At 74.2% G+C, this 22,070-nt stretch carries 24 protein-coding genes; 10 read left to right on the plus strand and 14 right to left on the minus strand.

Going from position 1 to position 22,070, the window contains the following annotated elements:
- From ACK8OX_RS21700 to ACK8OX_RS21735, 8 genes are all read right to left on the minus strand, one after another.
- Nucleotides 1-218, minus strand: a 218-nt coding sequence (locus ACK8OX_RS21700) for a hypothetical protein (RefSeq protein ID WP_430666344.1), incomplete at its 3' end; no start/stop codon positions are given.
- Nucleotides 219-235: 17 nt separating this feature from the next.
- Nucleotides 236-751, minus strand: coding sequence for a protein TolR (tolR, locus tag ACK8OX_RS21705; protein WP_430666345.1), 516 nt, complete (start codon nt 749-751; stop codon nt 236-238).
- 5 nt (nt 752-756) lie between these two features.
- Nucleotides 757-1,515, minus strand: a complete 759-nt coding sequence (gene tolQ, locus ACK8OX_RS21710) for a protein TolQ (protein ID WP_430666346.1) — start codon at nt 1,513-1,515, stop codon at nt 757-759.
- 48 nt (nt 1,516-1,563) lie between these two features.
- The gene (locus tag ACK8OX_RS21715) at nt 1,564-2,028 is read right to left on the minus strand and encodes a YbgC/FadM family acyl-CoA thioesterase (protein ID WP_430666347.1); all 465 of its coding nucleotides are present in this window, start codon (nt 2,026-2,028) and stop codon (nt 1,564-1,566) included.
- Nucleotides 2,028-3,074 (minus strand): Holliday junction branch migration DNA helicase RuvB, encoded by a 1,047-nt coding sequence (gene ruvB, locus ACK8OX_RS21720; RefSeq protein ID WP_430666348.1) that lies wholly within the window; start codon nt 3,072-3,074, stop codon nt 2,028-2,030. The genes ACK8OX_RS21715 and ruvB overlap by 1 nt, the downstream gene beginning before the upstream one ends.
- Complete coding sequence (gene ruvA, locus ACK8OX_RS21725) at nt 3,071-3,697, minus strand: Holliday junction branch migration protein RuvA (protein WP_430666349.1); 627 nt, start codon at nt 3,695-3,697, stop codon at nt 3,071-3,073. Before ruvA ends, ruvB begins: the two co-directional genes overlap by 4 nt.
- A complete protein-coding gene (gene ruvC, locus ACK8OX_RS21730) occupies nt 3,694-4,218 on the minus strand; it encodes a crossover junction endodeoxyribonuclease RuvC (protein ID WP_430666350.1) in 525 nt (174 codons plus the stop codon). Before ruvC ends, ruvA begins: the two co-directional genes overlap by 4 nt.
- Before the next feature lie 38 nt (nt 4,219-4,256).
- The gene (locus ACK8OX_RS21735; protein WP_430666351.1) at nt 4,257-5,006 is read right to left on the minus strand and encodes a YebC/PmpR family DNA-binding transcriptional regulator; all 750 of its coding nucleotides are present in this window, start codon (nt 5,004-5,006) and stop codon (nt 4,257-4,259) included.
- 248 nt (nt 5,007-5,254) lie between these two features.
- Between ACK8OX_RS21735 and ACK8OX_RS21740 the strand changes: the two genes are divergently transcribed.
- Nucleotides 5,255-6,802: a putative bifunctional diguanylate cyclase/phosphodiesterase gene (locus tag ACK8OX_RS21740; protein ID WP_430666352.1), complete on the plus strand. Its 1,548-nt coding sequence runs from the start codon at nt 5,255-5,257 to the stop codon at nt 6,800-6,802.
- A 23-nt stretch (nt 6,803-6,825) separates the two neighbouring features.
- Here ACK8OX_RS21740 and ACK8OX_RS21745 read toward each other — a convergent pair whose 3' ends face one another.
- The 3 genes from ACK8OX_RS21745 to ACK8OX_RS21755 all read right to left on the minus strand — a co-directional run bounded on the left by ACK8OX_RS21745 (nt 6,826) and on the right by ACK8OX_RS21755 (nt 9,514).
- Entirely contained in the window at nt 6,826-7,647 is an 822-nt protein-coding gene (locus ACK8OX_RS21745) for a TIGR00282 family metallophosphoesterase (RefSeq protein ID WP_430666353.1), read from the minus strand.
- Entirely contained in the window at nt 7,644-8,222 is a 579-nt protein-coding gene (locus tag ACK8OX_RS21750) for a 5-formyltetrahydrofolate cyclo-ligase (RefSeq protein ID WP_430666354.1), read from the minus strand. The genes ACK8OX_RS21745 and ACK8OX_RS21750 overlap by 4 nt, the downstream gene beginning before the upstream one ends.
- Before the next feature lie 98 nt (nt 8,223-8,320).
- Nucleotides 8,321-9,514 (minus strand): glycosyltransferase family 4 protein, encoded by a 1,194-nt coding sequence (locus ACK8OX_RS21755; protein ID WP_430666355.1) that lies wholly within the window; start codon nt 9,512-9,514, stop codon nt 8,321-8,323.
- A 260-nt stretch (nt 9,515-9,774) separates the two neighbouring features.
- Between ACK8OX_RS21755 and ACK8OX_RS21760 the strand changes: the two genes are divergently transcribed.
- The 3 genes from ACK8OX_RS21760 (at nt 9,775) to ACK8OX_RS21770 (ending at nt 12,631) form a co-directional block, all read left to right on the plus strand.
- Nucleotides 9,775-10,710, plus strand: a complete 936-nt coding sequence (locus tag ACK8OX_RS21760; RefSeq protein WP_430666356.1) for a glycosyltransferase family 2 protein — start codon at nt 9,775-9,777, stop codon at nt 10,708-10,710.
- Between the two features lie 81 nt (nt 10,711-10,791).
- Entirely contained in the window at nt 10,792-11,139 is a 348-nt protein-coding gene (locus tag ACK8OX_RS21765; protein ID WP_430666357.1) for an Hpt domain-containing protein, read from the plus strand.
- 7 nt (nt 11,140-11,146) lie between these two features.
- Nucleotides 11,147-12,631: a sigma-54-dependent transcriptional regulator gene (locus ACK8OX_RS21770; RefSeq protein ID WP_430666358.1), complete on the plus strand. Its 1,485-nt coding sequence runs from the start codon at nt 11,147-11,149 to the stop codon at nt 12,629-12,631.
- 42 nt (nt 12,632-12,673) lie between these two features.
- On the opposite strand, the gene ACK8OX_RS21775 is transcribed toward ACK8OX_RS21770, so the two are convergent.
- Both ACK8OX_RS21775 and ACK8OX_RS21780 read right to left on the minus strand, forming a co-directional pair.
- Nucleotides 12,674-13,669 (minus strand): tripartite tricarboxylate transporter substrate binding protein, encoded by a 996-nt coding sequence (locus ACK8OX_RS21775; protein WP_430666359.1) that lies wholly within the window; start codon nt 13,667-13,669, stop codon nt 12,674-12,676.
- Nucleotides 13,670-13,738: 69 nt separating this feature from the next.
- Nucleotides 13,739-14,713, minus strand: a complete 975-nt coding sequence (locus ACK8OX_RS21780) for a D-2-hydroxyacid dehydrogenase family protein (protein ID WP_430666360.1) — start codon at nt 14,711-14,713, stop codon at nt 13,739-13,741.
- Nucleotides 14,714-14,843: 130 nt separating this feature from the next.
- Between ACK8OX_RS21780 and ACK8OX_RS21785 the strand changes: the two genes are divergently transcribed.
- Nucleotides 14,844-15,692: a polysaccharide deacetylase family protein gene (locus tag ACK8OX_RS21785; RefSeq protein WP_430666361.1), complete on the plus strand. Its 849-nt coding sequence runs from the start codon at nt 14,844-14,846 to the stop codon at nt 15,690-15,692.
- A 103-nt stretch (nt 15,693-15,795) separates the two neighbouring features.
- Complete coding sequence (locus tag ACK8OX_RS21790; RefSeq protein ID WP_430666362.1) at nt 15,796-17,322, plus strand: HWE histidine kinase domain-containing protein; 1,527 nt, start codon at nt 15,796-15,798, stop codon at nt 17,320-17,322.
- Nucleotides 17,323-17,343: 21 nt separating this feature from the next.
- On the opposite strand, the gene ACK8OX_RS21795 is transcribed toward ACK8OX_RS21790, so the two are convergent.
- A complete protein-coding gene (locus ACK8OX_RS21795; RefSeq protein WP_430666363.1) occupies nt 17,344-18,207 on the minus strand; it encodes a DUF4743 domain-containing protein in 864 nt (287 codons plus the stop codon).
- Nucleotides 18,208-18,286: 79 nt separating this feature from the next.
- Between ACK8OX_RS21795 and ACK8OX_RS21800 the strand changes: the two genes are divergently transcribed.
- The 4 genes from ACK8OX_RS21800 (at nt 18,287) to ACK8OX_RS21815 (ending at nt 22,021) form a co-directional block, all read left to right on the plus strand.
- A complete protein-coding gene (locus ACK8OX_RS21800; RefSeq protein WP_430666364.1) occupies nt 18,287-20,221 on the plus strand; it encodes an ABCB family ABC transporter ATP-binding protein/permease in 1,935 nt (644 codons plus the stop codon).
- Nucleotides 20,222-20,289: 68 nt separating this feature from the next.
- A complete protein-coding gene (locus tag ACK8OX_RS21805; protein WP_430666365.1) occupies nt 20,290-20,556 on the plus strand; it encodes a hypothetical protein in 267 nt (88 codons plus the stop codon).
- A 276-nt stretch (nt 20,557-20,832) separates the two neighbouring features.
- Nucleotides 20,833-21,126 (plus strand): 50S ribosomal protein L28, encoded by a 294-nt coding sequence (gene rpmB, locus ACK8OX_RS21810; RefSeq protein WP_430666366.1) that lies wholly within the window; start codon nt 20,833-20,835, stop codon nt 21,124-21,126.
- Between the two features lie 124 nt (nt 21,127-21,250).
- A complete protein-coding gene (locus tag ACK8OX_RS21815; RefSeq protein ID WP_430666367.1) occupies nt 21,251-22,021 on the plus strand; it encodes a sensor histidine kinase in 771 nt (256 codons plus the stop codon).
- The last annotated feature ends 49 nt before the right edge of the window (nt 22,022-22,070 follow it).

The raw sequence follows: 22,070 nt of genomic DNA on the forward strand, positions 1-22,070 counted from the left end.
GGCGCGGGCGCGGGCTGGTCGCCGCGCGCCTGCTGCGCCGGGACGGGGGAGGTGAACTCCACCGTCACCGCCATCTCCAGCGGCGGCGGCAGCGGCTTCACATAGCCATAGACGAGGCCCGCCACCGCCAGCCCGACATGCAGGCCGAGCGAGACCATCGCCCAGCGCCGCAGCGCCTGGTCCTGCCGGTCGTCGCCACGCAGCGCGAGGACGCCCACCCCTGCCGTCCCCCCGCTCAGCGGCCCGCCGGCTGGGCGGGGCGCTGGCCGCGCGGCGGCTGTGCGGGGGCCGGGGCGGCGGCCGGGCGGCCCTGCGGCTGTTCGGCCAGCAGCGCCACGCGGGTGAAGCCGGCGGCGCTGACCGTGCCCATCACCTCCATCACGCGGCCGTAGCTGATGGCGCGGTCGCCGCGGACGAAGATCCGCCGCTCCGGCTGGCCGGGCTGCTGCTGCTGGCTGCCCAGGATGGCCTGGAGCTGCGCCACCAGCCCTTCCAGCTGCACCTCGGTCTCCTGGAGGAAGATGCGCCCTTCCGGGTTCACCGTGATGGTCAGCGGTTCCTGTTCCTGGTTCAGCGGGGTCGCGTTGGTGCGCGGCAGGTCCACCGGCACGCCGACGGTCATCAGCGGCGCGGCCACCATGAAGATGATGAGCAGCACCAGCATCACGTCCACGAAGGGCGTGACGTTGATCTCCGACATCGGCCGGTAGCGGCCGCGCGGCCCCCGCCCGCCGAGAAGCGGCCCGGCCATCGTCCCTACTCCGCCACCGGCGCGGGCGCGCGGCCGGTGCGCCCGGGCTCGGCCGCCGCTTCGGACTGGCGGGACAGGATGGCGCCGAACTCGGCCGCGAAGGCTTCCAGCCGGCCGGCGAAGCGCGCGAAGTCGGACGCGAACTTGTTGTAGGCGATGGTCGCCGGGATGGCGGCGACCAGGCCGATGGCGGTGGCGAACAGCGCCTCCGCGATGCCGGGCGCGACGACGGCGAGGTTGGTGTTCTGCATCCCCGCGATGGCGGAGAAGCTGTTCATGATGCCCCAGACCGTGCCGAACAGGCCGATGAAGGGCGCGGCCGATCCGATGGTGGCGAGGAACACCATCCACCGCTCCAGCCGCTCCATCTCCCGCTGCACCGCCACCCCCATGGCGCGGTCCACGCGTTCCTTCATGCCGGTCACCGCCAGGTCGCTGAAGGCGCCGCGGCCGGCGGAGCGGCGCCATTCGCGCATCCCCGCGCCGAAGACAGCCGCCATCGGGTGGCCCGGGCGCTCGCCTTCCGCGTTGTGCAGCTCCTCGAGGCTGCCGCCCGACCAGAAGCGGTCCTCGAACTCGTCGGCCGCGCGGCGGATGCGGCGCAGCGTCGTCACCTTCTCGAAGACGATCGCCCACACCCAGACCGAGGCGAGCAGGAGGGCGAGCATCACCCCCTTCACCACCCAGTCCGCCTGCCAGAACAGCGCCCAGAGCGACAGGTCGTGCGCCAGGGGGGCGAGCGCGGTTGCGCCGACGTTGCCCAAGGCCAGGAACTCCTCACATCCGCCGGGGCTCAGACCCGGCTCATCCCATCAGGGGGCGTCGGCCCCCCGAACCAGCGCCACGAGCCGCCCCCGCCACGGCTCGGGGAGCCGCACGGGACGCAGGCCCGAGGCCGCGACGCAGACCAGCCCGACCCGCAGCCGCGCCAGCACCTCCTCCCCCTCCTCCCGCAGAACATCCTGTTCCAGGTCGAGGGTGGCGGCGCCGACATCGCGGATGCGCGTCTCGACGAGGAGGGCCTCGTCGAGCCGGGCGGGCCGCACATACTCCACTTCGATGCGCCGCACCACGAGCATCGAATTGTGACGCTCCATCATAAGCGCATGGGGCAAGTGCATGGAACGCAAGGATTCGGTCCGGGCCCTTTCGGCCCATCTGAGGTAGTTGGCGTGATAGGCCACGCCCCCCGCATCGGTATCCTCGAAATAGACGCGGACGGGAAAGCGGTGTCCGGGTGGTGTTTTCATGGCGGGCGCGCCCTTTCCGGCCCGCATCACCCCTCCGCCTCCGGCGGCATCCCCGCCAGCAGGTCGAGCTGCGCGCCGAGCCCGGCCGGCGGCGCCATGCCGAGATGCCGCCACCCCGGCTCCCCCAGCATCCGCCCGCGCGGGGTGCGCAGCACCAGCCCTTCCTGGATCAGGAAGGGCTCGACAACCTCCTCCAGCGTGTCCCGGCTTTCGGCCAGCGCGGCGGCCAGCGTCTCCACCCCCACCGGCCCGCCGCCATGGTGTTCGGCGATGCGGCGGAGATAGCGGCGGTCCTGCGCGTCGAGCCCGAGGCGGTCCACCTCCAGCCGCGCCAGCGCCGCATCGGCCATCGCCCGGTCCGCGGCGCGCCCGGCGGCCTGCGCGAAGTCCCGCACCCGGCGCAGCAGCCGCCCCGCCACGCGCGGCGTGCCGCGGGACCGCCGCGCGATCTCCATCGCCCCGTCCTCGGCCAGCGCGAAGCCCAGCTTCTCGGCGCCGCGGCGGACGATCAGCAGAAGCTCCTCCACGTCGTAGAACTGCAGCCGCAGCGGGATGCCGAAGCGGTCGCGCAGCGGCTGGCTCAGCAGCCCCGCCCGCGTGGTGGCGCCCACCAGCGTGAAGGGGGGAAGGTCGATCCGAACCGTCCGCGCCGCCGGCCCCTCCCCGATGATGAGGTCGAGGCGGTAATCCTCCATCGCCGGGTACAGCGTCTCCTCGATCGCGGGCTGGAGGCGGTGGATCTCGTCCACGAACAGCACGTCGCGCGGCTGGAGGTTGGTCAGGATCGCCGCCAGGTCCCCCGCCCGCTGCAGGATCGGGCCCGAGGTCGCGCGGAACCCGACGCCCAGCTCGCGCGAGACGATCTGCGCCAGCGTGGTCTTGCCGAGGCCAGGCGGGCCGAACAGCAGGACGTGGTCCATCGCCTCGCCGCGCTGGCGGGCGGCGCCCACGAAGACCTCCAGGTTCTCGCGCAGCGACTTCTGGCCGATGAAGTCGCGCAGCGACTGCGGGCGGAGGCTGCCCTCCGTCGCGTCCTCCTCCTGCCGCGCGCCGTCCGTCATCCGCTCGCTCATCGCGGCGCCATCTCCTTCAGCGCCTCGGTGATCAGGGCGGTGAGTTCCGCGGCGTCGTCCATGCGCTTCGCCGCCCGCGCCACCGCGGCCGCCGCCTCCGGCCGCTTCATGCCGAGATTGACCAGCGCCGAGACCGCATCCGCCTCGTTGCCCTGCGGCGCCGGGGGTGCAGGGAGGGCAACGCCGCCGAGCCCGTCGGGATCGGGCGTGGCGCGGCCGACCGCCCATTTCTGCATCGCCGGCTCGTCGATGATGCGGTTGGCGGTGGCGGCGCCGAGGCCCTTCACCTCCGCCAGGCGCTTGCGTTCCTTCGCGGCGATGGCGGCGGCGAGCTGGTTGGGGGACAGGCCGGACAGCACCAGCAGCGCCTTCTGCGGGCCCACCGTCTTCACCTCGATCAGCGCGCGGAAGGCCTCGCGTTCCGTCGCGTCGGCGAAGCCGAACAGGGTGATGGCGTCCTGGCTGACCCGCGTCTCCACCAGCAGCTTCTGCACCCCCTCCCGCGCCGTCAGCCGGTCGAGCGTCTTGCGCGAACAGGCGACGAGGTAGCCGACCCCGCCCACATCCAGCACGCAGCCCCCTTCATGGGTCGACTCCACCCGGCCGGTGAGGCTGCCGATCATGCGCCCGCCCTCGCGACGGCCTTCGCGAAGGCGTTGCGCGTGCTGCGGTGATGGGCGTGGCAGATGGCGATGGCCAGCGCATCGGCCGCATCGGCGCGCCGGAAGGTCACGCCGGGCAGGAGCTGGCGGACCATCGCCTGCACCTGTTCCTTCGCCGCATGCCCGGTGCCCACCACCGCGCGCTTCACCTCCATCGCGCCGTATTCGCGCACCGGCAGCCCGGCCAGCGCCGGCGCCAGCAGCACCACGCCCCGCGCCTGGCCCAGCTTCAGCGCGCTTTCCGGGTTGCGCGCGACATAGGTGTGCTCCACAGCCGCCTCGTCCGGCGTCATCCCCGCGATCACCTGCGCCAGCCCGCGGTGCAGCGCCAGCAGTCGCTGCGGCAGGTCGTCCGCTGCCTGGGTCGAGATCACGCCATCGGCCACGAAGCGCAGCCGGAATCCGTCATGCTCGATCAGCCCCCAGCCGGTGTGCTGGAGGCCGGGATCGAGGCCGAGGATGCGAATCGGGGTGGCTGCCATCCGGCCTTCCTACCAGAACGCGGACGGCCGGCGGCGCCCTACGCGCCCAGCCCTTCCATCGCCGCCTCGTCCGCCTCGAGGTTGGCGTAGACCTGCTGCACGTCGTCATGGTCGTCGAGCGCGTCGAGCAGCTTCATCACCTCGGCCGCCTTCTCGGCATCGAGGGTGAGGCTCGTGCTCGGCCACCATTCCAGCCGCGCGGCCTCCGCGGTGCCGAACCTCGCCTCCAGCGCATCGCGCACGGCGGCGAAATCCTCCACCGAGGTGCTGACCTCATGGCCATCCGCGTCGCTCTCCGCGTCCTCGGCCCCGGCCTCGATCGCAGCTTCCAGCATCGCATCCGCACTGGCCGCGGCGGCGGGGTAGCGCAGAACGCCCTTGCGCTCGAACTGGAAGGAGACGGAGCCGGTCTCGCCGAGCGCGCCGCCGCCCTTGGCGAAGATGCTGCGCAGGTCGCCGCCGGTGCGGTTGCGGTTGTCGGTCAGCGCCTCCACGATCACCGCGATGCCGTGCGGGCCGTAGCCCTCGTAGCGCACCTCCTCGTAATTCTCCCCGGCCGCGCCCTGCGCCACGCGCTTGATGGCGCGGTCGATCGTGTCGCGGGTCATGTTGGCGGTCAGCGCCGCCTTCACCGCCGCCCGCAGCCGCGGGTTGTGCGCCGGGTCGGGCAGCCCGGTCTTGGCGGAGACGGTGATCTCCCGGATCAGCTTGCCATAGGCGCGGGCGCGCTTGGCGCCCTGCACCGCCTTGCGGTGCATCACGTTCTTCGCGTGGGAATGGCCGGCCATCGCCGCCTCTCTCTCGTCTCGTTGTCGGTCCGGTCGTCGGTCCGGGTCGGGGCGGGCGGGCCCGCCATGGCGCCCCTATACCGGCGCGCCGGGGCCTGCGGCAAATCCGCGGTCCGCCGCGGGCCGTGGGGGCGTGCCGGCGGGCCTCCCACGGCCGGAAGCCCGGCCGCTCAACGCGGTGTTCACAAACAGCGCCGCACTATTCCGCCATGGTCGGATCAGCGCCCACCCCGCCGCCTGTCCCCGCCGTGGCCCCGCCGCCCACGGGTGCCGCGCGGCTGCCCCTGCTCGCTGCCCTGGCGGGGCTGCTGCTCGGCGCCCTCGCCCTGCCCGAGATCCTCGCCCTGCATGTCGCCATGGTCGCCACCGGGCAGCGGGCGGGGCTGGTCGCACTGTTCCTGGGCCTGGTGGTGGTGACGGCGGGCGGCGCCGCGTTCGGCGCGCGGCTGCTGCACCGGCGCGTGGGGGCGGCGCTGGCGCGGCGGATCGCGGGGCGGGACCTCCGCACCGGCCTGGCCGGCGAGGCGGAATGCCGGGACCGGCTGGAGGAGGCGCTCTCCCTCGCCACCCGCCAGGGCTGGCATGTCGGCGTGCTGGTCCTCGACATCCGCCAGTTCCGCCTGGTGAACGAGACGCTGGGTCGGGCGGGCGGCGATGCCGTGCTCGAACTCGTCGGGGCGCGGCTGCGCCAGACCGTCCGGCGGGAGGACACGGTCGCGCGGCTCGGCGCCGACCGCTTCGCGGTGGTCCAGACCGCCCTGCCCGAGCCGGAAGGCGCCATGCGCCTTGCCTCGCGCCTGCTGGCCGCCATGTCGCGCCCCTTCCTGGTGGCGGGGCAGCGGCTGGACTGCGCCCTCGACATCGGGCTTGCCATCGCGCCGGGGGACGGGGCGGAAGCCGGCGTGCTGCTGGCCCGCGCCGAAGGCGCGCTGGCCGATGCCCGCGCCCGGCCCGAAGCCGGGGTCTGCTGCTTCGAGCCCGCGCAGGACACCGCGCTGCGCCGCCGCCGCGCGCTGGAGCAGGACCTGCGCCAGGCGATCGCGGAAGGCCAGTTCCTGCTGCACTACCAGCCGCAGCGCCGCCTGTCCGACGGCCGCCTGGTCGGGTTCGAGGCGCTGCTGCGCTGGCCGCATCCGGAACGCGGGATGGTCCCGCCCGACGAATTCATCCCGATCGCGGAGGCCTCCGGCCTGATCGTGCCGCTCGGCGCCTGGGTCGTCCGTGCCGCCTGCGCCGAGGCCTCCGCCTGGCCCGGCGGCATCGGCGTGGCGGTGAACCTCTCCCCCGCCCAGTTCCGCCATGGCGGGCTGGTCGCGACGGTGGCGGAGGCGCTGGCGCAGAGCGGCCTGCCCGCGCACCGGCTGGAACTGGAGGTGACGGAAAGCCTGCTCCAGCGCGACCTCGATTCGACCGAGCGCCTGCTGCGGGACCTCCGCGACCTCGGTGTCGGGATCGCGATGGACGATTTCGGCACGGGCTGGTCCTCGCTCGCGCATCTCTGGCGCTTCCCCTTCGGCAAGCTGAAGGTGGACCGTGCCTTCCTGCGCGACCTGCCGGAGGACCGCCGGGTGCAGGCCATCGTCGCCACCATCCTCGGCCTCGGCCGCACGCTCGACATGGTGGTGGTGGCCGAGGGCGTGGAGACGGAGCAGCAGGCGGAATGGCTGCGCGCGCAGGGCTGCGCCGAGGGCCAGGGCTGGCTGTTCGGCCGGCCGATGCCCCCCGCCCAGGCCCGCGCCCTGATCGAGGCCGAGCTTGGCACCCGCCAGCCCGCGCACAGCGCCGCCCAGGCCTGACCCGCCCCCGCAGCCGCCCGCCGTCAGGCCGCCGGCACCGCCTGGCTCAGCCGCCCGCCCATCCGCAGCGGCTCCACCCGCCGCGCCAGCCCGGTCGCGTCGTCGGTCTCGACGAAGACGCCGCAGACGGTCGCCTCGCCCTCCGCCGGCGCCAGCCTCTCGCCCGGGACCTTCTTCCAGAAGCGCAGGCTGGCGACGCCCTTCTCCATGCCGATCACGCTGTCATAGTCGCCGCACATGCCCGCATCGCTCATGAAGGCGGTGCCGCCGGCCAGGACCTGGTGGTCCGCGCTCGGCGTATGCGTGTGCGTGCCGACGACGAGGGAGACGCGGCCGTCGAAGCTGTGGCCCATGGCCAGCTTCTCGCTGCTCGCCTCGGCATGAACATCCACCACGATGGCCGCAACCGTGCCGCCCGCGCCCATGCGGTGCGCCGCCAGCACCGCCTGCAGCCCGCGGAAGGGATCGTCGAGCGCGTCCATGAACAGCCGCCCCATCACCTGCGCCACCAGCGCGCGACGCCCGTCCGGCAGTTCCGCGACGACGCTGCCCTGGCCGGGCGTGCCCGGGGGGTAGTTCAGCGGGCGGATCAGCCGGCGCTCCGATTCGATGTAGGGGATGATCTCCTTGCGGTCCCAGGCGTGGTTGCCGAGCGTCAGCACATCCGCCCCCGCCGCGAACAGCGCCCGCGCCATCTCCGGCGACAGGCCGAAGCCGTGGCTCGCATTCTCGGCATTCACCACCACGAGGTCGAGGCCGAGCCGCTGGCGCAGCGCGGGGATGGCCTCGCCGGCGGCATCGCGCCCGGCGCGGCCGACGAGATCGCCGAGGAACAGGATTCTCAAGCCGGGGATGCTCCGAAGGTCGTGACGCCGGCCTCGGTGGCGACGGCGTGGAGCGGCATGTCCTCCGGCCCCGCGGGCACCTCGTCAAGCCGCTGGCAGGCATAGGCGCAGCCGAGCCGCCGCGCGCCCGGCAGCGCAGCCAGCGTCCGGTCGTAGTAGCCGCCGCCATAGCCCAGCCTCCGGCCCGCGCCGTCGAAGGCCAGCAGCGGCACCAGCAGCCAGTCCGGCACGGTCGCCTCCGCCTCCGGCCCCGGCTGGCTGGTGCCCATCGGCCCGCGCGCCAGCGCATCGCCCGGCCGCCAGCGGCGGAACAGCAGCGGCCGGCCGCGCCCGGGCGTGACGGGCAGCGCCAGCGCATGGCCGCGCGCGTGGAGCGCGTGGAGAAGGGGCCGGATGTCGATCTCCGGCCCCATCGGCCAGAAGCCGGCGACCACGGCGCCCGCCGGCGGCGGGGCGTCCCGCAGCACATGCCCGGCCAGCCGCGCGCCGAGCGCGGGGTCCATCGCCGCGCGCCGCGCAAGGGCGACGCGCCGTGCCTCGGCCTTCAGTTCATGCAGCAGGACGGAACAGCTCACCACGGACCTCGATGACGGGTGGAGGCTGGAGATGGTGCCCCGCTTCCGGCCTGCACCAGCCCCGCCCCGCATGTTTCCGCCGCGCGCCCCTTCCGCCCTCAGCCCAGCGCCTGCGCCAGCCGGGTCGCGCGCTGGACCATGGTGTAGCCGGCCAGCACGCGGTCGCGCCCGGCGCGGCCCAGCCGGCGGCGCAGGTCCTCCGGCATCGCGTGCAGCCAGCGCATCCCGCGCGCCAGCGGCGTCGCCTCCCCCGCCGGGACCAGGTGGCCGCAATCGGGCTGCACCACCTCCCGCATCGCCATCAGCGCGGAGGCGACGACCGGCAGTTCCAGCGCCATCGCCTGCAGCACGCCGACCGGCGCCGGGTCGCGGTCGCCGTCCGGCGCCACCACCCCCGGCGCGACCAGGCCGAGATACCGCTGCGCCTCCTCCGCGATCCAGCGGCGGCCGCGGCGGCCGAGGAAGCGCACATGGTCCGACACCTGCCTCTCCAGCGCCTCGGCGCGCAGCGCCTCCAGCAGCGGCCCGGCGCCGATCACGTCGACCACCGGGCGCTGCTCCGGCGGCAATTCGCCGAGCGCGGCGAGCAGCGTCGAGACACCGGACCGCGGCACCAGCGGCGCCAGGCAGAGCAGCCTTCCGTTCCGCTCGATGCCGGGCTCTGGCCGGAACAGGTCGGTGTCCACGCCGCGGTTCACCGCCCGCACGCGCGACCGGGGCGCAAGGTCGCGCAGGTCCTGCGCCATCTCGGTGCAGGCGGCCAGCACCAGGTCGGCGGCGCGCAGCTTCAGCGGCAGGTCCGTCGCATCGGCATAGACGTCGCGGCCGGTCGCGGCGATGGAGGCCGGCAGCCCCGCCATCCGCGCGCCCAGCAGCGCCGCCGTCGCCGCCGCGTCGGTGGAGGCGGCGTGGACGCGCCCGCAGCCATGCAGCCGCGCCGCCGCCGCCACGCGGGCGCCGAGGCGCAGCGCCGCGCGCGGCGGCATGGCCCGCTGCGCCATCGCGAAGGACGTGGCCCGCGCCAGGCCGAGCGGGTTGCGCGCCATCGCGCCGAGCCGCCCGCCGCGCATCGCGGCGTGGGCCGCCGCCCGCCAGGGCGCATCGGCGGCCGGCATCCCCAGCCGGAAGGCCACGACGGGACGGCCGAGGCCGCGCAGGCCCTCCATCTCGGCCGCGGTCGCCTGCTCCGTCTCGGGCGGCTCGGCACCCGGGGCGGGCAGGACGTAGAGCACCGGGGGGGCGGTCCCCGCGCCGGCCGGGAGGTGGACCCGGCGTCCGGCATCGAATGGCATGTCTCGCACTCCGCGGTCGCGCGGCTTCCGCGGCGCGGCCGTGGCGATGCCGACGCATCCGGCGTGCCAGTCGCCGGCCCCGCATTTTGCGATCAGATTTCATCAACATGTTGCCGGAATGAAAACAGATCGACGGAGAACCGAACCAGATCTCGCATTTCGCAACGCGGATTGCCGGCATGCCGGATGCACCGCCCCGCCCAGCCGGCCGCCCCGCCCGTTCCGCAGGGGTCGCCGGATGCAGATCGAGAGGCCCGGACGTGACCGCCCAGCCGAAGCTTTCCGTGGTGATCCCGGCGCGCAACGCGCTGCGCTGGCTGCCGGGCGCGATCGCCTCCGTCGGCGGGGGCGCCGCCATCGAGATCATCGTGGTGGATGACGGGTCGAGCGACGGGACCGCCGACTACCTCCGCTCCATCGCCGCGAGCGACCGGCGGGTGCGGGCGCTGTCCACCCCCGGCCTCGGCCCCGCGGCCGCGCGCAACGCCGGACTGTCCGCCGCGCGAGCGCCGCTGGTCGCCTTCCTCGACGCGGACGACCGCTGGCGCCGCGGCAAGCTGGCGCAGCAGATGGAGCTGCACCGGCTGCACCCGGAGATCGGCTTCTCCTTCACCGACCACCGCCGCTTCGCCGAGGACGGCACCGAGCTGTCCGGCGGCTTCGCCCGCTGCACCGGCTTCGCCGCCCGCCACACGATGCGGCAGGAAGGCTTCCTGCTGGACCGCGACGCGCAGGCGCAGATCTATGCCGAGCCGCTGGTCGCGACCTCCACGGTCATGGCCCGCACCGCGCTGCTGCGCGCCGTCGGCGGCTTCAACGAGCAGCTGGCGCGGGCCGAGGACTGGGACCTCTGGCTGCACCTGGCCGCCTGCGGCCCGGTGGGCTGCATCCCGCGCCGCCTGACCGACCGCCTGGTGCGCGCGGTCGCCCCGGAATCGGAGGAGGGGCTGACGCGCCGCAGCGCACGCCGGCGCGTCGCCGACGCCTATGCCCCGGCCGCCACCGCTCTCGACCCCGAGGCGGCGCGGCTGTGCCGCACCACGCAGCTCGCGCTCGAGGCGGACGGCGCCGAACTCGCGGGGCGGCATGCGCGGGCGGCGCTGCTGCGCCTGTCCGCCTTCGCCGCCGCGCCGAGCCGCGCCGCCGCCTGGGACCTCCTCGGCCGCCGCGCCGCGCAGCCCGTGACCCAGCCCTGAGGATCCGGGATGTACGTCGCCACCGCTTCCGCCGCACGCTGGCGAATTGACCGCGGCCGCCTGCAATGCGAAGGGTTCGACGTGAGCGCAATCGATCCCGACGTGGCAGGACAGCTCGCGGCCGACCTGCCGCGCGACGACTTCGTGCGCATCCTGCGCACCTTCGAGGATGACCTCGGCCGGCTCGCGGTGGAGCTGGACCGTTGCGTGGCCGCGGGCAACCTCGACGGCTACCGCCGCGCCGCGCACAGCCTGGCCGGGGCCGCAGCCGCGGTCGGCGCGCGCCGGCTGGAAGCGGTGGCGCGCATCGCCATGGACCACCGCCGGACCGAGGACCCCCGCAGCCTCGCCGCCCAGGTCCGGCAGGAGGCGTCCTCCGCGCTGGCCGAATTGTCGGCGCTGGCGGAGCATCCGCCGGGCTCCGCCTAGGAGCCGCATGGCTGGCGGCCCCGCGCGCGTCCTGATCGTCGAGGACACGCCGACCCAGGCCGAAGTGGCCCGCGCGCTGCTGCGCGACCTGGGCCACGAGATCCGCGTCGCGGAAACCGGGACCGCCGCGCTGGAACAGGCGCGCGCCTGGCTGCCCGACGCCATCCTGATGGACATCGAGCTGCCCGACTTCTCCGGCTTCGAGGCGATGCGGAAGCTCCGCGCCGAGGGGTTGGAGGCGGCGGTCATCGTGGTGACCGCCCATGGCAGCGTGAACCACGCGGTGGAGGCCATGCGCGAGGGCGCGGTGGACTTCATCGTCAAGCCCTTCGCCAAGACGCGCCTGACGGTGACGCTGGGCAACGCGCTGGAGAAGCGCGCGCTGGCGAGCGAGCTGCGCGAGGTGAAGGCGCAGCTGCAGCGCGACCGCTTCATGGGCTTCATCGGCGCGTCGCCCGCGATGCAGGCGGTCTACCGCACGGTGGAGAGCGTGGCGGCATCCAAGGCCAATGTCTTCATCACCGGCGAGAGCGGCACCGGCAAGGAGCTGGCGGCCGAGGCGGTGCACCGCGCGAGCCCGCGCCGCGGGCGCGGCTTCGTCGCGCTGAACTGCGGCGCCATCCCGCGCGACCTGCTGGAGAGCGAGATCTTCGGCCATGTGAAGGGCGCCTTCACCGGCGCGACCGAGAATCGCACCGGCGCGGCGAAGCTCGCGGATGGCGGGACGCTGTTCCTCGACGAGATCGGGGAGATGCCGCTCGACATGCAGGTGAAGCTGCTGCGCTTCGTGCAGACCGGCATCCTCCAGCCCGTCGGCGCGTCGCGGGCGGAGAAGGTGGATGTGCGGATCGTCTCCGCCACCAACCGCGACCCCTGGGCGGAGGTGGAGGCGGGGCGCTTCCGCGAGGACCTGTACTACCGGCTCTATGTCGTGCCGGTGGAGATGCCGCCGCTGCGCGAGCGGGGGGAGGACGTGCTGCTGATCGCGCGGCATTTCCTGGCCAGCTTCGCGAAGGAGGAAGGCCGCCGCTTCCGCGGCTTCGCGCGCGAGGCGGAGGCGGCGCTGATGGCCTATCCCTGGCCGGGCAACGTGCGGCAGCTGCAGAACGTGGTGCGCAACATCGTCGTGCTGCAGGACGGCGAGAGGGTGGAGCGCGGGATGCTGCCGGCGATGCTGCTGCGCGGCGCGGGCGCGCCGCGGGCCACCGCCGCGCCGGCGGAACCGGCGGCCGAGGCGCCGCCCGCGCCCGTGGCACCGGAGCCCGCCGCCGCCCCCTGGCCCGAGCCGCCCGCCCCCCCGGAACGCCCCGCCCCTGCCCCGCCCGCCGCCGACGGCTTCGAACCGCTGGCGGTGGTGGAGAAGCGCCACATCCTGGCGGCGCTGGACCATACCGGGCAGGACGTGCCGCGGGCGGCGGCGATGCTCGGCATCAACCCCTCCACCATCTACCGCAAGCTGCAGGCCTGGAAGAAGGAGGAGGCGGCGGGGTGATGCCGTCCAGCGTCCGCGCTGGCGCAGGAACGCAGTACGGCGTCAGTCCGGTTTCATCCCCGTCTCCCGCACCAGCCGCGCCCAGCGGCCGAGTTCGGTGTCGATCTGGGCGGCGAAGACCTCCGGCGTGCTGGCCACCACCTGCGCGCCATCGGCGACCAGGCGGTCGCTGACGGCGGGGGCGCGCGTCGCCTCCACCACCGCGCGGTTGATGCGCTGCACCAGCGCGGGCGGCGTGCTGCCGGGGGCGAGGATGCCGACCCAGCTGGTGAATTCGTAGCCGGGCACCCCGGCCTCGGCCAGCGTCGGCACGTCGGGCAGCAGCGCCAGCCGCTCGGCCCCCGTCACCGCCAGCGCGCGCAGCTGGCCGGTGCCGAGCATGGGCAGGACCGCGACGGCGGAGAGCAGGCTGGCATTCACCTCGCCCGAGATCAGCGCGACCTGCGCCGGGCCGCCGCCGCGATAGGGGACGTGCAGGATGTCCACCCCCGCGAGCGACTTCATCAGCTCCGCCGCGACATGCTGGTTGGTGCCGTTGCCGCCCGACGAATAGGTCAGCGCCCCCGGCCGGGCGCGCGCCAGCGCCAGCAGATCCGCCACCGACGCGGCCGGGACCGAGGGATGCACCACCAGCACCAGCGGGATGGCGGCGATGAGGGAGACGGGGCGCAGGTCCGTCCGCACGTCGAAGCCGGCGGGGCCGATCAGCGCGGGGTTCACCACCAGCGGCAGCGAATTGGTCAGCAGCGTGTAGCCGTCCCCGCGGGACCGCGCGACGAACTCGCTGCCCACATTGGTCGAGGCACCCGGGCGGTTGTCGATCACCATGCCCTGGCCCGTGCGGGACGCCATCTCCCGCCCCACCAGGCGGATGACGACATCGACGATGCCGCCCGGAGGGACGGGGACGACGATGCGGACCGGGCGGTCTGGCCAGGTCTCGGCCTGAGCGAGAGCGGGTCCCGACAGGCCGAGCCCCGCGGTGCCCAGCAGCGCGGCGCGGCGCGTGACGGCGCCGATGCGTCCATTCCCGTGCATGGTCGTTCCTCTCCCCTCCCTCGTGGCCGGGCCGGTCGCCCGGGCGGTTCCGCCTCCGCGGATCAGGCACTAGGCGCGCAGGACCACCTCCGGATTGGCCAGGCGCGGGCGGCCGCCGGCGGCGAAGGTGGCGATCTCGGCGAAGGTCTCGCCGAAATACTGCTCGAAGCACTCCCACTCGGCCCAGCCGATATGGGGCGTGCAGAGCGCGTTGGGCAGGCGCAGCAGCGGATGGTCGCCGTCCACCACCGGCTCGTCCTCGTACACGTCGACCGCGGCGAAGCCGGGGCGGCCGGTGCGGAGCGCGGCTTCCAGCGCGCCGGGCGCGACCAGCTCGGCACGGGCGGTGTTCACCAGCAGCGCGGTGGGCTTCATCCGCGCGAGGTCGTCGGCCCCGACGATGCCGCGCGTGGCGGGGCCGAGGCGGAGATGCAGCGAAAGCACGTCGCTCTCCGCGAAGAAGCGGTCCTTGTCCGCCGTCGCCTCGAAGCCCGCCGCGGCGGCGCGTTCGCGCGAGCCTTCCCGCCCCCAGGCGAGGACCCGCATGCCGAGCCCCCGCCCCGCCTCCGCCACCATCGCGCCGATCCGCCCGAAGCCGGCGATGCCGAGCGTGCTGCCGCGCAGCCGGTGGGACAGCGTGCAGGGCCATTCGCCGCGGCGCATCCGCTCCGCCTCGATCGCGACGTTGCGGCGCGCGGCGAGGATCAGCGCCATCGTCAGCTCGGCCGGCGCGACGACGGAGGCGCTGTGGCCGGTCGCCACCGCGATGCCGAGTTCGGTGCAGGCGGCGTGGTCGATCGTGCTGGCATGCCGCCCGACAAGCGCGATCAGCCGCAGGCGCGGCAGGCGTTCGAGCAGCGCGCGGGAGAAGACGACGCGTTCGCGGATGGCGACCACCACCTCCGCGTCGCGCAGCCGCCCGACGAGTTCGTCGAGGTCGCGGGCGGGGATGCGGTGGCGCACCACCTCGTGCCCGTCGAGCAGGCGGAAGCAGTCGAGGCGGTGCACGACATCCTGATAGTCGTCCGGGATGACGATGCGCACGCCGCGTTCCTCCACCTGTCCTTGTCGGGAACGATGGACCGGCGCGCGGGGACCGGCAAGGCCCGCTTGCGGCCGCGCGCGCGGCGGGGAAGGATCGGCGCGAGAGGTTCCGGGGAAAGGGGAGGACGGGATGGAGCGCGCGGACTGGCTGTGGCCCGGCGGGCGGCGGATCGCGGTGGTGTTCAACATCTGCCTGGAGGCGTGGTCGGACGGCAAGGCGCCGGGGATCAGCCCGATGGGCAACCCGCTGCCGGCGGGCCTTCTCGACAGCATGGCGATCTCCTGGGCGGAGTACGGGCCGAAGCGCGGGATGGGGCGGCTGATGGAGGCGCTCGGCCGCTACGGCGCGCGCTCCACCGTGCTGGCGAATGCGGTCATCGCGGAGCGCCGGCCGGAGGTGATCCGCGCGGCGGCCGAGGCGGGGCACGAGATCGCCAGCCATTCCTACGCGATGGACGTCATCCCGCTGATGCTGGACGAGGCGCAGGAGAGGGCGAACATCCGCCGCTGCACCGACCTGCTGGAGCAGGCGTCGGGGCGGCGGGTGACGGGCTGGCTCAGCCCGCGCGCGACATCGGGGATGAATTCCGCGCGGCTGCTGGCGGAGGCGGGATACCGCTGGATCGGCGACACGCTGGACGACGACCTGCCCTACCTGACGCGGACCGCGGCGGGACCCATCGTCACCATCCCGCTGGTCACCGACGTGAACGACATGCCGTTCATGAAATACGGCAACCCGCCCGCGCTGATGCTGGAAAGCTTCCGCGAGAACATCGAGATCGCGCTGGCGCGGCCCGGCGACGGCCCGCGGCTGATCGACGTGACGATCCACGCCCACATCTTCGGCCGCCCGCGCGGCGCGTGGTACGTGGAACGCATCGCCGAGCTCGCCGCGCGCACGCCGGAGGTCTGGATCGGGACGCGCGGGGAGATCGCGGAAGGGGTGCTGGCGCGCGAAGGCGCCATGGGCGGCTAGGCCAGCGCGGCGCCGGCACATGGAACGGAGTCGTGACTTGCAGGCCGCACCCGCATAGGCTGCATGGCCACACAGACCATCCGCAACCGGGACAGGCACGTCCATGAGGCCCGAGACGGTCCTGTCGAGCGGCGGAGGCGGCGGGGTGCCGGCCGAGGAGGCCCGGCTGGAGGCGCTCCGGCGCTACGGAATCCTCGACACGCCGGATGAGCCCGCCTTCGCGCGCGTGGCGGAACTGACGCGCGACCTGTTCGAGGTGCCGGTCGCGCTCGTCTCCCTGCTGGATTCCGACCGGCAATGGGTGAAGGCGGGGGTCGGACTCGACCGGCACGAATGGCCGCGCGCCCATGCGGTCTGCGACCACACGATCCGGCTGGAGGGGCCGGGGCGCGTCCTGGTGGTGCCGGACCTCACGGCCGACCCGCGCTTCCGCGACAGCCCGCTGGTCGCCGGGCCGCCGCATCTGCGCTTCTACGCCGGGACGCCGCTGGTCGCGCCGGGGGGCGAGCGGGTGGGGACGGTCAGCGTGCTGGACTTCGCGCCGCGCCCGCAGGGGCTGCCGCCGGCCGGGCCGCGCTGGCTGGCCAGCCTCGCCGCGATCGCGGTGGACGAGATGGAACTGCGCCTCCGCCGGCGGGAGGCGGAGGCGGCGCTGGCGGCGGAGGCGCGGCTGCGGCGCGCGCAGGAATCCGCCGGGATCGTCGCCTTCGAATTCGGCCCCGGCGGCGCTTCGGAGGCGGAGCCGGCGCTGCGCGCACTCTACGGCATCGCGCCCGACGTGCCGATCGATTTCGACACCGTGCTCGCCGTCGTCCACCCCGCCGACCGCGCCGCGCTGGCCGAGGCGCGGGAACGCCTGACGCGGGAAGGCGGCACCTTCGACCACCGCTACCGCGTCGTGCTGCCCGGGGGCGAGGTGCGGTGGCTGCAGGCGCGCGGCGCCGTGCTGGACCCGCGCCGCGGCCCGGCCGGGCCCGCGCGGCGGATGACGGGCGTGGTGCAGGACATCACCGCGGGCCAGCAGGCGGAGGAGGCGCGGCTGCTGCTGGCGCGCGAGGTGGACCACCGCGCGAAGAACGCGCTGGCCGTGGTGCAGGCGGCGCTGCACCTGACGCCGAAGGACGATCCGCAGGCCTATGCCGCGGCGATCGAGGGGCGCATCGCCGCCCTGGCGCGCGCCCATGCGGTGCTGGCGGAAGGGCGCTGGGCCTGGGCGGACCTGCGCACCATCATCGAGGGCGAGCTGCGGGCCTTCCACCGCCGCCCCGGCCAGCCCCCGCTGCTGCAGGGCGGGCCGGTCTCGCTCGCGCCCCATGCGGTGCAGCCGATGGCGATGACCATCCACGAACTGGCCACCAACGCCACCAAGCACGGCGCGCTGCGCGAGGCCGAGGGGCGGCTGCATGTCTCCTGGGGGTTCGAGGGGGGAGGGGAGACCCTCGTCCTGCGCTGGGTGGAGCGGGGCGGCCCGCCGGTCCTCGCCCCGCCCACGCGGCGCGGCTTCGGGACGCGGCTGCTGGAGGCGACGATCCGCGGCCAGCTGGGCGGGACCATCGCCTTCGACTGGAAGCCGGAGGGGCTGAGCTGCGAGATCCGCATCCCCGCCGCCCGGCTGCGCCGGCGGGAATAGCGGCAGGCCGGGCGGGGCGGCTCACCCCACCTGGTCGAGGCCCGCGCGCAGGCGCGCTTCCTCCTCGGGGGCGAGGGAGAGCAGGCCGTGGCGAAGCGCGAAGTCGATCAGCACGAGGTTGACGTTGAACTTCACCTCCTCGGTCCCGGCGACGCGGGCGAGGACCTCGCGCGCGGGGAGGAGGTCGAAGCGTTCCACCTCGTCGTCGTTCGGGCAGGGGGTTACGTCGGCGGGCAGTTCGAGGTCGAAGCAGTGCAGCACGTCCCGCCGCAGCCCCTCCTCCGTCGCCATGACGTAGGATACGCGGCCGGCGGGCACGGCGCGGGCGGCGATCTCGGGGGGCAGGGACGCCTCCTCCTCCGCCTCCTTCACCAGGCACTGGACGGGCGAGAGGCCGGCGGGGATGCCGCCGGCGACGAGGTGGTCGAGCTTGCCGGGCGCGACCGGCTTGCGGCGCGACCGCGTGCCGCACCACAGGTGCAGCCCGTCCGGGCGGCGGACGAAGCCGTTGACGTGCACGCCCTGGCTGATGACCCCGAAGGCCGGCAGCGCGCCACGGTCGAGCCGGGCGAGGACGGGACCGTCCGGTGCCTCCCGCACGTCGAAGGCTTCCCCGCGCAGCACGAAGTGCCCGCGCCCGGCGAGCGCGGTGGCGAGGCGTTCGAGTGCGGCGGTGCAGGCGGCCTCGCCCCGCAGGCGCCCGGCGAGGGTGACGCCGTCGCGGTCGAAATGCACGTCGCGCGGGAAGAAGGCGAGGGCGCGGGCCAGGTCGGGGCCGAGCCAGCCGACCTGCCGGCCGGCGATGCGAAAGGGCAGCAGATGCGCGGGCGAGGCGATGTTGTTGCAGGCCTCGACATGGCGCCAGAGGGCGGCGAAGGGGGGCATGGGGGTCCGCGCGGCGGTGTGTGGGCGCGGTGATGCCCCCACCCTGCCCTGCCCCGCAAGCGGGGGACGCGGGGCAGCCATGCCTTCCCCCCGGAGCCGGGATGCCCAAGTCTGGCGCCGAACGGACCCACCGGAGACCGCGTTGCCCCCCTCCCCCGACCAGAAGACGCCCGACGAGACCAACCACCTCAGGACGCTCGCGACCCTCGCCCCCTATCTGTGGCCGCCGGGGGAGCCGGGGCTGCGGCTGCGGGTGGTGCTGGCGCTGGTCTTCCTCGTCGCGGCCAAGGCGGCGAACGTGGTCGTGCCGATCGCGCTGGCCCGCGCGGTGGATGCGCTGAGCCCGCAGGTGCCGGGCGCGGCGATCGCCGCCGTGCCGATCGGGCTGGTGCTGGGCTACGGCCTGCTGCGGGTGGCGTCGGCCGCCTTCGGGGAATTGCGGGACGCGGTCTTCGTGCAGGTGCAGGCGCGCGCGTCGCGGCGGATCGCGCTGCAGGTCTTCGGGCACCTGCATGCGCTGAGCCTTCGCTTCCACCTGGACCGGCAGACCGGCGGCCTGTCGCGGGTGATCGAGCGCGGGACGCGGGGCATCATCTTCGTGCTGGACTTCATGCTGTTCTCGATCGTGCCGACGCTGATCGAGATCCTGCTGGTCGCGGTGATCCTGTGGGCGATGTTCGACTTCAGCTTCGCGGCCGTCACGCTCGGCACCATCGGCGCCTACATCGCCTTCACGCTGGTCTTCACCGACTGGCGGCTGCGCTTCCGGCGGGAGATGAACCAGACCGACCAGGACGCCAACACCAAGGCGGTGGACAGCCTGCTGAACTACGAGACGGTGAAGTATTTCGGCAACGAGGCGCATGAGGCGCGGCGCTACGACGCCTCGCTCGCGCGGTACGAGAAGGCCTATATCCGCAGCGAGGTGACGCTGAACGCGCTGAACATGGGCCAGGCCGCGATCATCGCGGTCGGCCTGACCGTCGTGATGCTGATGGCGGCCAACGGCGTGGCGGCGGGGCGGATGAGCGTGGGCGACTTCGTGCTGGTGAACACCTACCTCATCCAGCTCTACCTGCCGCTGAACTTCCTGGGCTTCGTCTACCGCGAGATGAAGCAGTCCCTGACCGACATGGAGGCGATGTTCCGCCTGATGCGGCAGGAACGCGAGGTGCAGGACCCGCCCGGCGCGCAGCCGCTGGCCGTGCGCGCGGGCGAGGTCGCGTTCGAGGATGTGCGCTTCGGCTACCGCCCCGACCGGGTGATCCTGAAGGGCGTGTCCTTCACCGTGCCGCCGGGGCGGACGCTGGCGATCGTCGGGCCGACCGGGGCGGGCAAGTCCACCATCTCGCGCCTGCTGTTCCGCTTCTACGACGCGACGGGCGGGCGCGTCGCGATCGACGGGCAGGACATCCGCGCGGTGAAGCAGGACAGCGTGCGGGCGGCGATCGGCGTGGTGCCGCAGGACACCGTGCTGTTCAACGACACCATCCGCTACAACATCGCCTATGGCCGCCCGGGCGCGAGCCAGGAGGAGATCGAGCATGCGGCGCGGCTGGCGCAGGTGCACGACTTCGTCCTGCGCCTGCCCGACGGCTACGACACGATGGTGGGGGAGCGCGGGCTGAAGCTGTCGGGGGGCGAGAAGCAGCGGGTGGCGATCGCGCGCACCCTGCTGAAGGACCCCCGCATCCTGATCCTCGACGAGGCGACGAGCGCGCTCGACACCCGCACCGAGCAGGAGATCCAGGCGGCGCTGCGCGACGCGGCGCGCGGGCGCACCACGCTGGTGATCGCGCACCGGCTGTCCACCGTGGTCGATGCGGACGAGATCATCGTACTGCAGGACGGGCAGGTGGCGGAACGCGGCAACCACGGCGCGCTGATCGCGAAGGACGGGCTCTACGCCGCCATGTGGCGCCGCCAGTCCGAGGCGGTGGCGGCGGCCGAGGCCGCGGCGGCGGCGCAGGCGGCCGAGCGGGCGGCGGAGGAAGGCGCTGCCGCGCCGGCCTGACTTGCCCCAACGGGGCTTCCCCTCCCCCGAGGGTCTGCCTATGTGGCGGGCGGGACAGGAGAGCGCCGATGCAGTTCGATCCACAGGGCGTGGCCCCGGAAGATCTCAGCCACGCCGGATCGGTGGTGGACAAGGCCATCGAGTACATGATGGAGCAGGGGATCGCGCCGATCTCCGTCGCCTCCGCGCTGCTGGGCGGCGCGCTGGGGATGCTGTCGCGGTCGATGGACGACCGCGCGGTGGCGCAGGTGCTGCGCAGCGCGCTCGCCTCGGTGGAATCGGGGGAGCTGGCGGAGATGCGCAAGCCCGGCCCCGGCGCGGCGGGAAGCATGTGATACTGCCGAGCCCTGAACTGTCCTGCGGCCAGCGAAGCTGGCCGAGCGGCCGGATGGCCGCCGCGGCAGGTGCCGCGAAGCCAAGGGCCGCGGATGCGGCCCGCCCGGCGTCCGAGGGGCAGGAAGGTGAAACCTTCGTGCAGCAGGCAGGAGGACCGGGCCGGGCTTGACGCCCAGGCCGGTTTCCGCGATACGCCCCCGCTCCGGACCACTTCGCGCGTGGGGGACCGGCCGGGCCGGCTGACCATTCCCCAGGCGCACGACAGGAACACCACCATGGCCCGCCGCTGCGGAATCACCGGCAAGGGCGTGCTGACGGGCAACAACGTCAGCCACGCCAACAACAAGACGCGACGCCGCTACCTGCCGAACCTGCAGGACGCCTCGTTCTACTCCGAGATCCTGAACGCGCCGGTGCGCATGCGCCTGTCGGTCAACGGCATCCGTACGGTGGAGCACAATGGCGGGCTCGACGCCTTCCTCCTCGGCACCCCCGACCGCCGCCTGCCGGCCGAGGCGCTGGTGCTGAAGCGCCGGCTGGAGCGCGCGCAGGAGAAGAAGGCGGCCTGAGCCGCCTTCCCTCGCCCGGCATTCCGTTGCGCCGGCGGGCCGGTGTACGCATCACCTGACACCGTCAGGCGATGCGCACCGGCCTTTACTTTTTCTTAGTCCAGTTCGCGGCATGTTGCGCGACATGCAGCCTGGCGACGCCATCCTTCCCCTTCTTGCTCTCGTCGCCCTGCTCGGCGGCCTGCTTCTCCGCGCCCGCTGCGGCTGGCGCGCGGCGGAGACGCGCGCAGCGGCGGCGGAACGGCTGGCGGCCGCGCGTGGCCGCGGGCTGGCCTTGGCCGCGGCCGAACTGCGCGGGCCGGGCCTCGCCCTGATGGCGCAGGCGGCGGAAGCGGGGCGGAGCGGCGGCCAGGGGCTGCACGCCATCGCGCAGCACCTGCTGCGCGTCGCCGACGACCTTGCAGAATTCGCGAGGGAGCCGGGAAGCCGCGCCCTGAAGGAACTGCCGGGGCCGCTCGGCCCGGTGGTGGATGCGGCGGTTGCCGCCGTCTCAGCGCAGATCCGGCCGGGGCACCGCCAGTGGCAGGTGGACCCGGCCCTGCGCAGGCTGACCATCCGCGCCGACCGCCGCGCCCTGGAAGGCACGTTGGCCGCACTGCTTCGCCGCGCCGCGCGCCATTCCCGCGACGGCGACGTGGTGGCGCTGCGCCATGTGGTCGCGAGCGAGACGCTGGCCATCGTCATCGAGGATGAGGGCGATGGCCTGGCCGCGGCCGACATCCTGGCCGATTCGGCGAGCCCGGCCGGCGGGACCCGCGGGCTCGACCTCGGTCTTAGCCTGGCAAGGTCGCTCGCCGCCGCCCATGGCGGCGACATCAAGCTGGAAAGCGCCCCCGGCATCGGCGCCCGCGCCTGGCTGACCCTGCCGCGCACCCGGCTGCTGGAGGCTGCCTGACACGACCAGTCATCTTCGATGACCGCTCGTCTGCCTTTCCGTGCCCTCA

Source organism: Falsiroseomonas sp. CW058, assembly GCF_050563535.1.
Taxonomy (GTDB): domain Bacteria; phylum Pseudomonadota; class Alphaproteobacteria; order Acetobacterales; family Acetobacteraceae; genus Falsiroseomonas.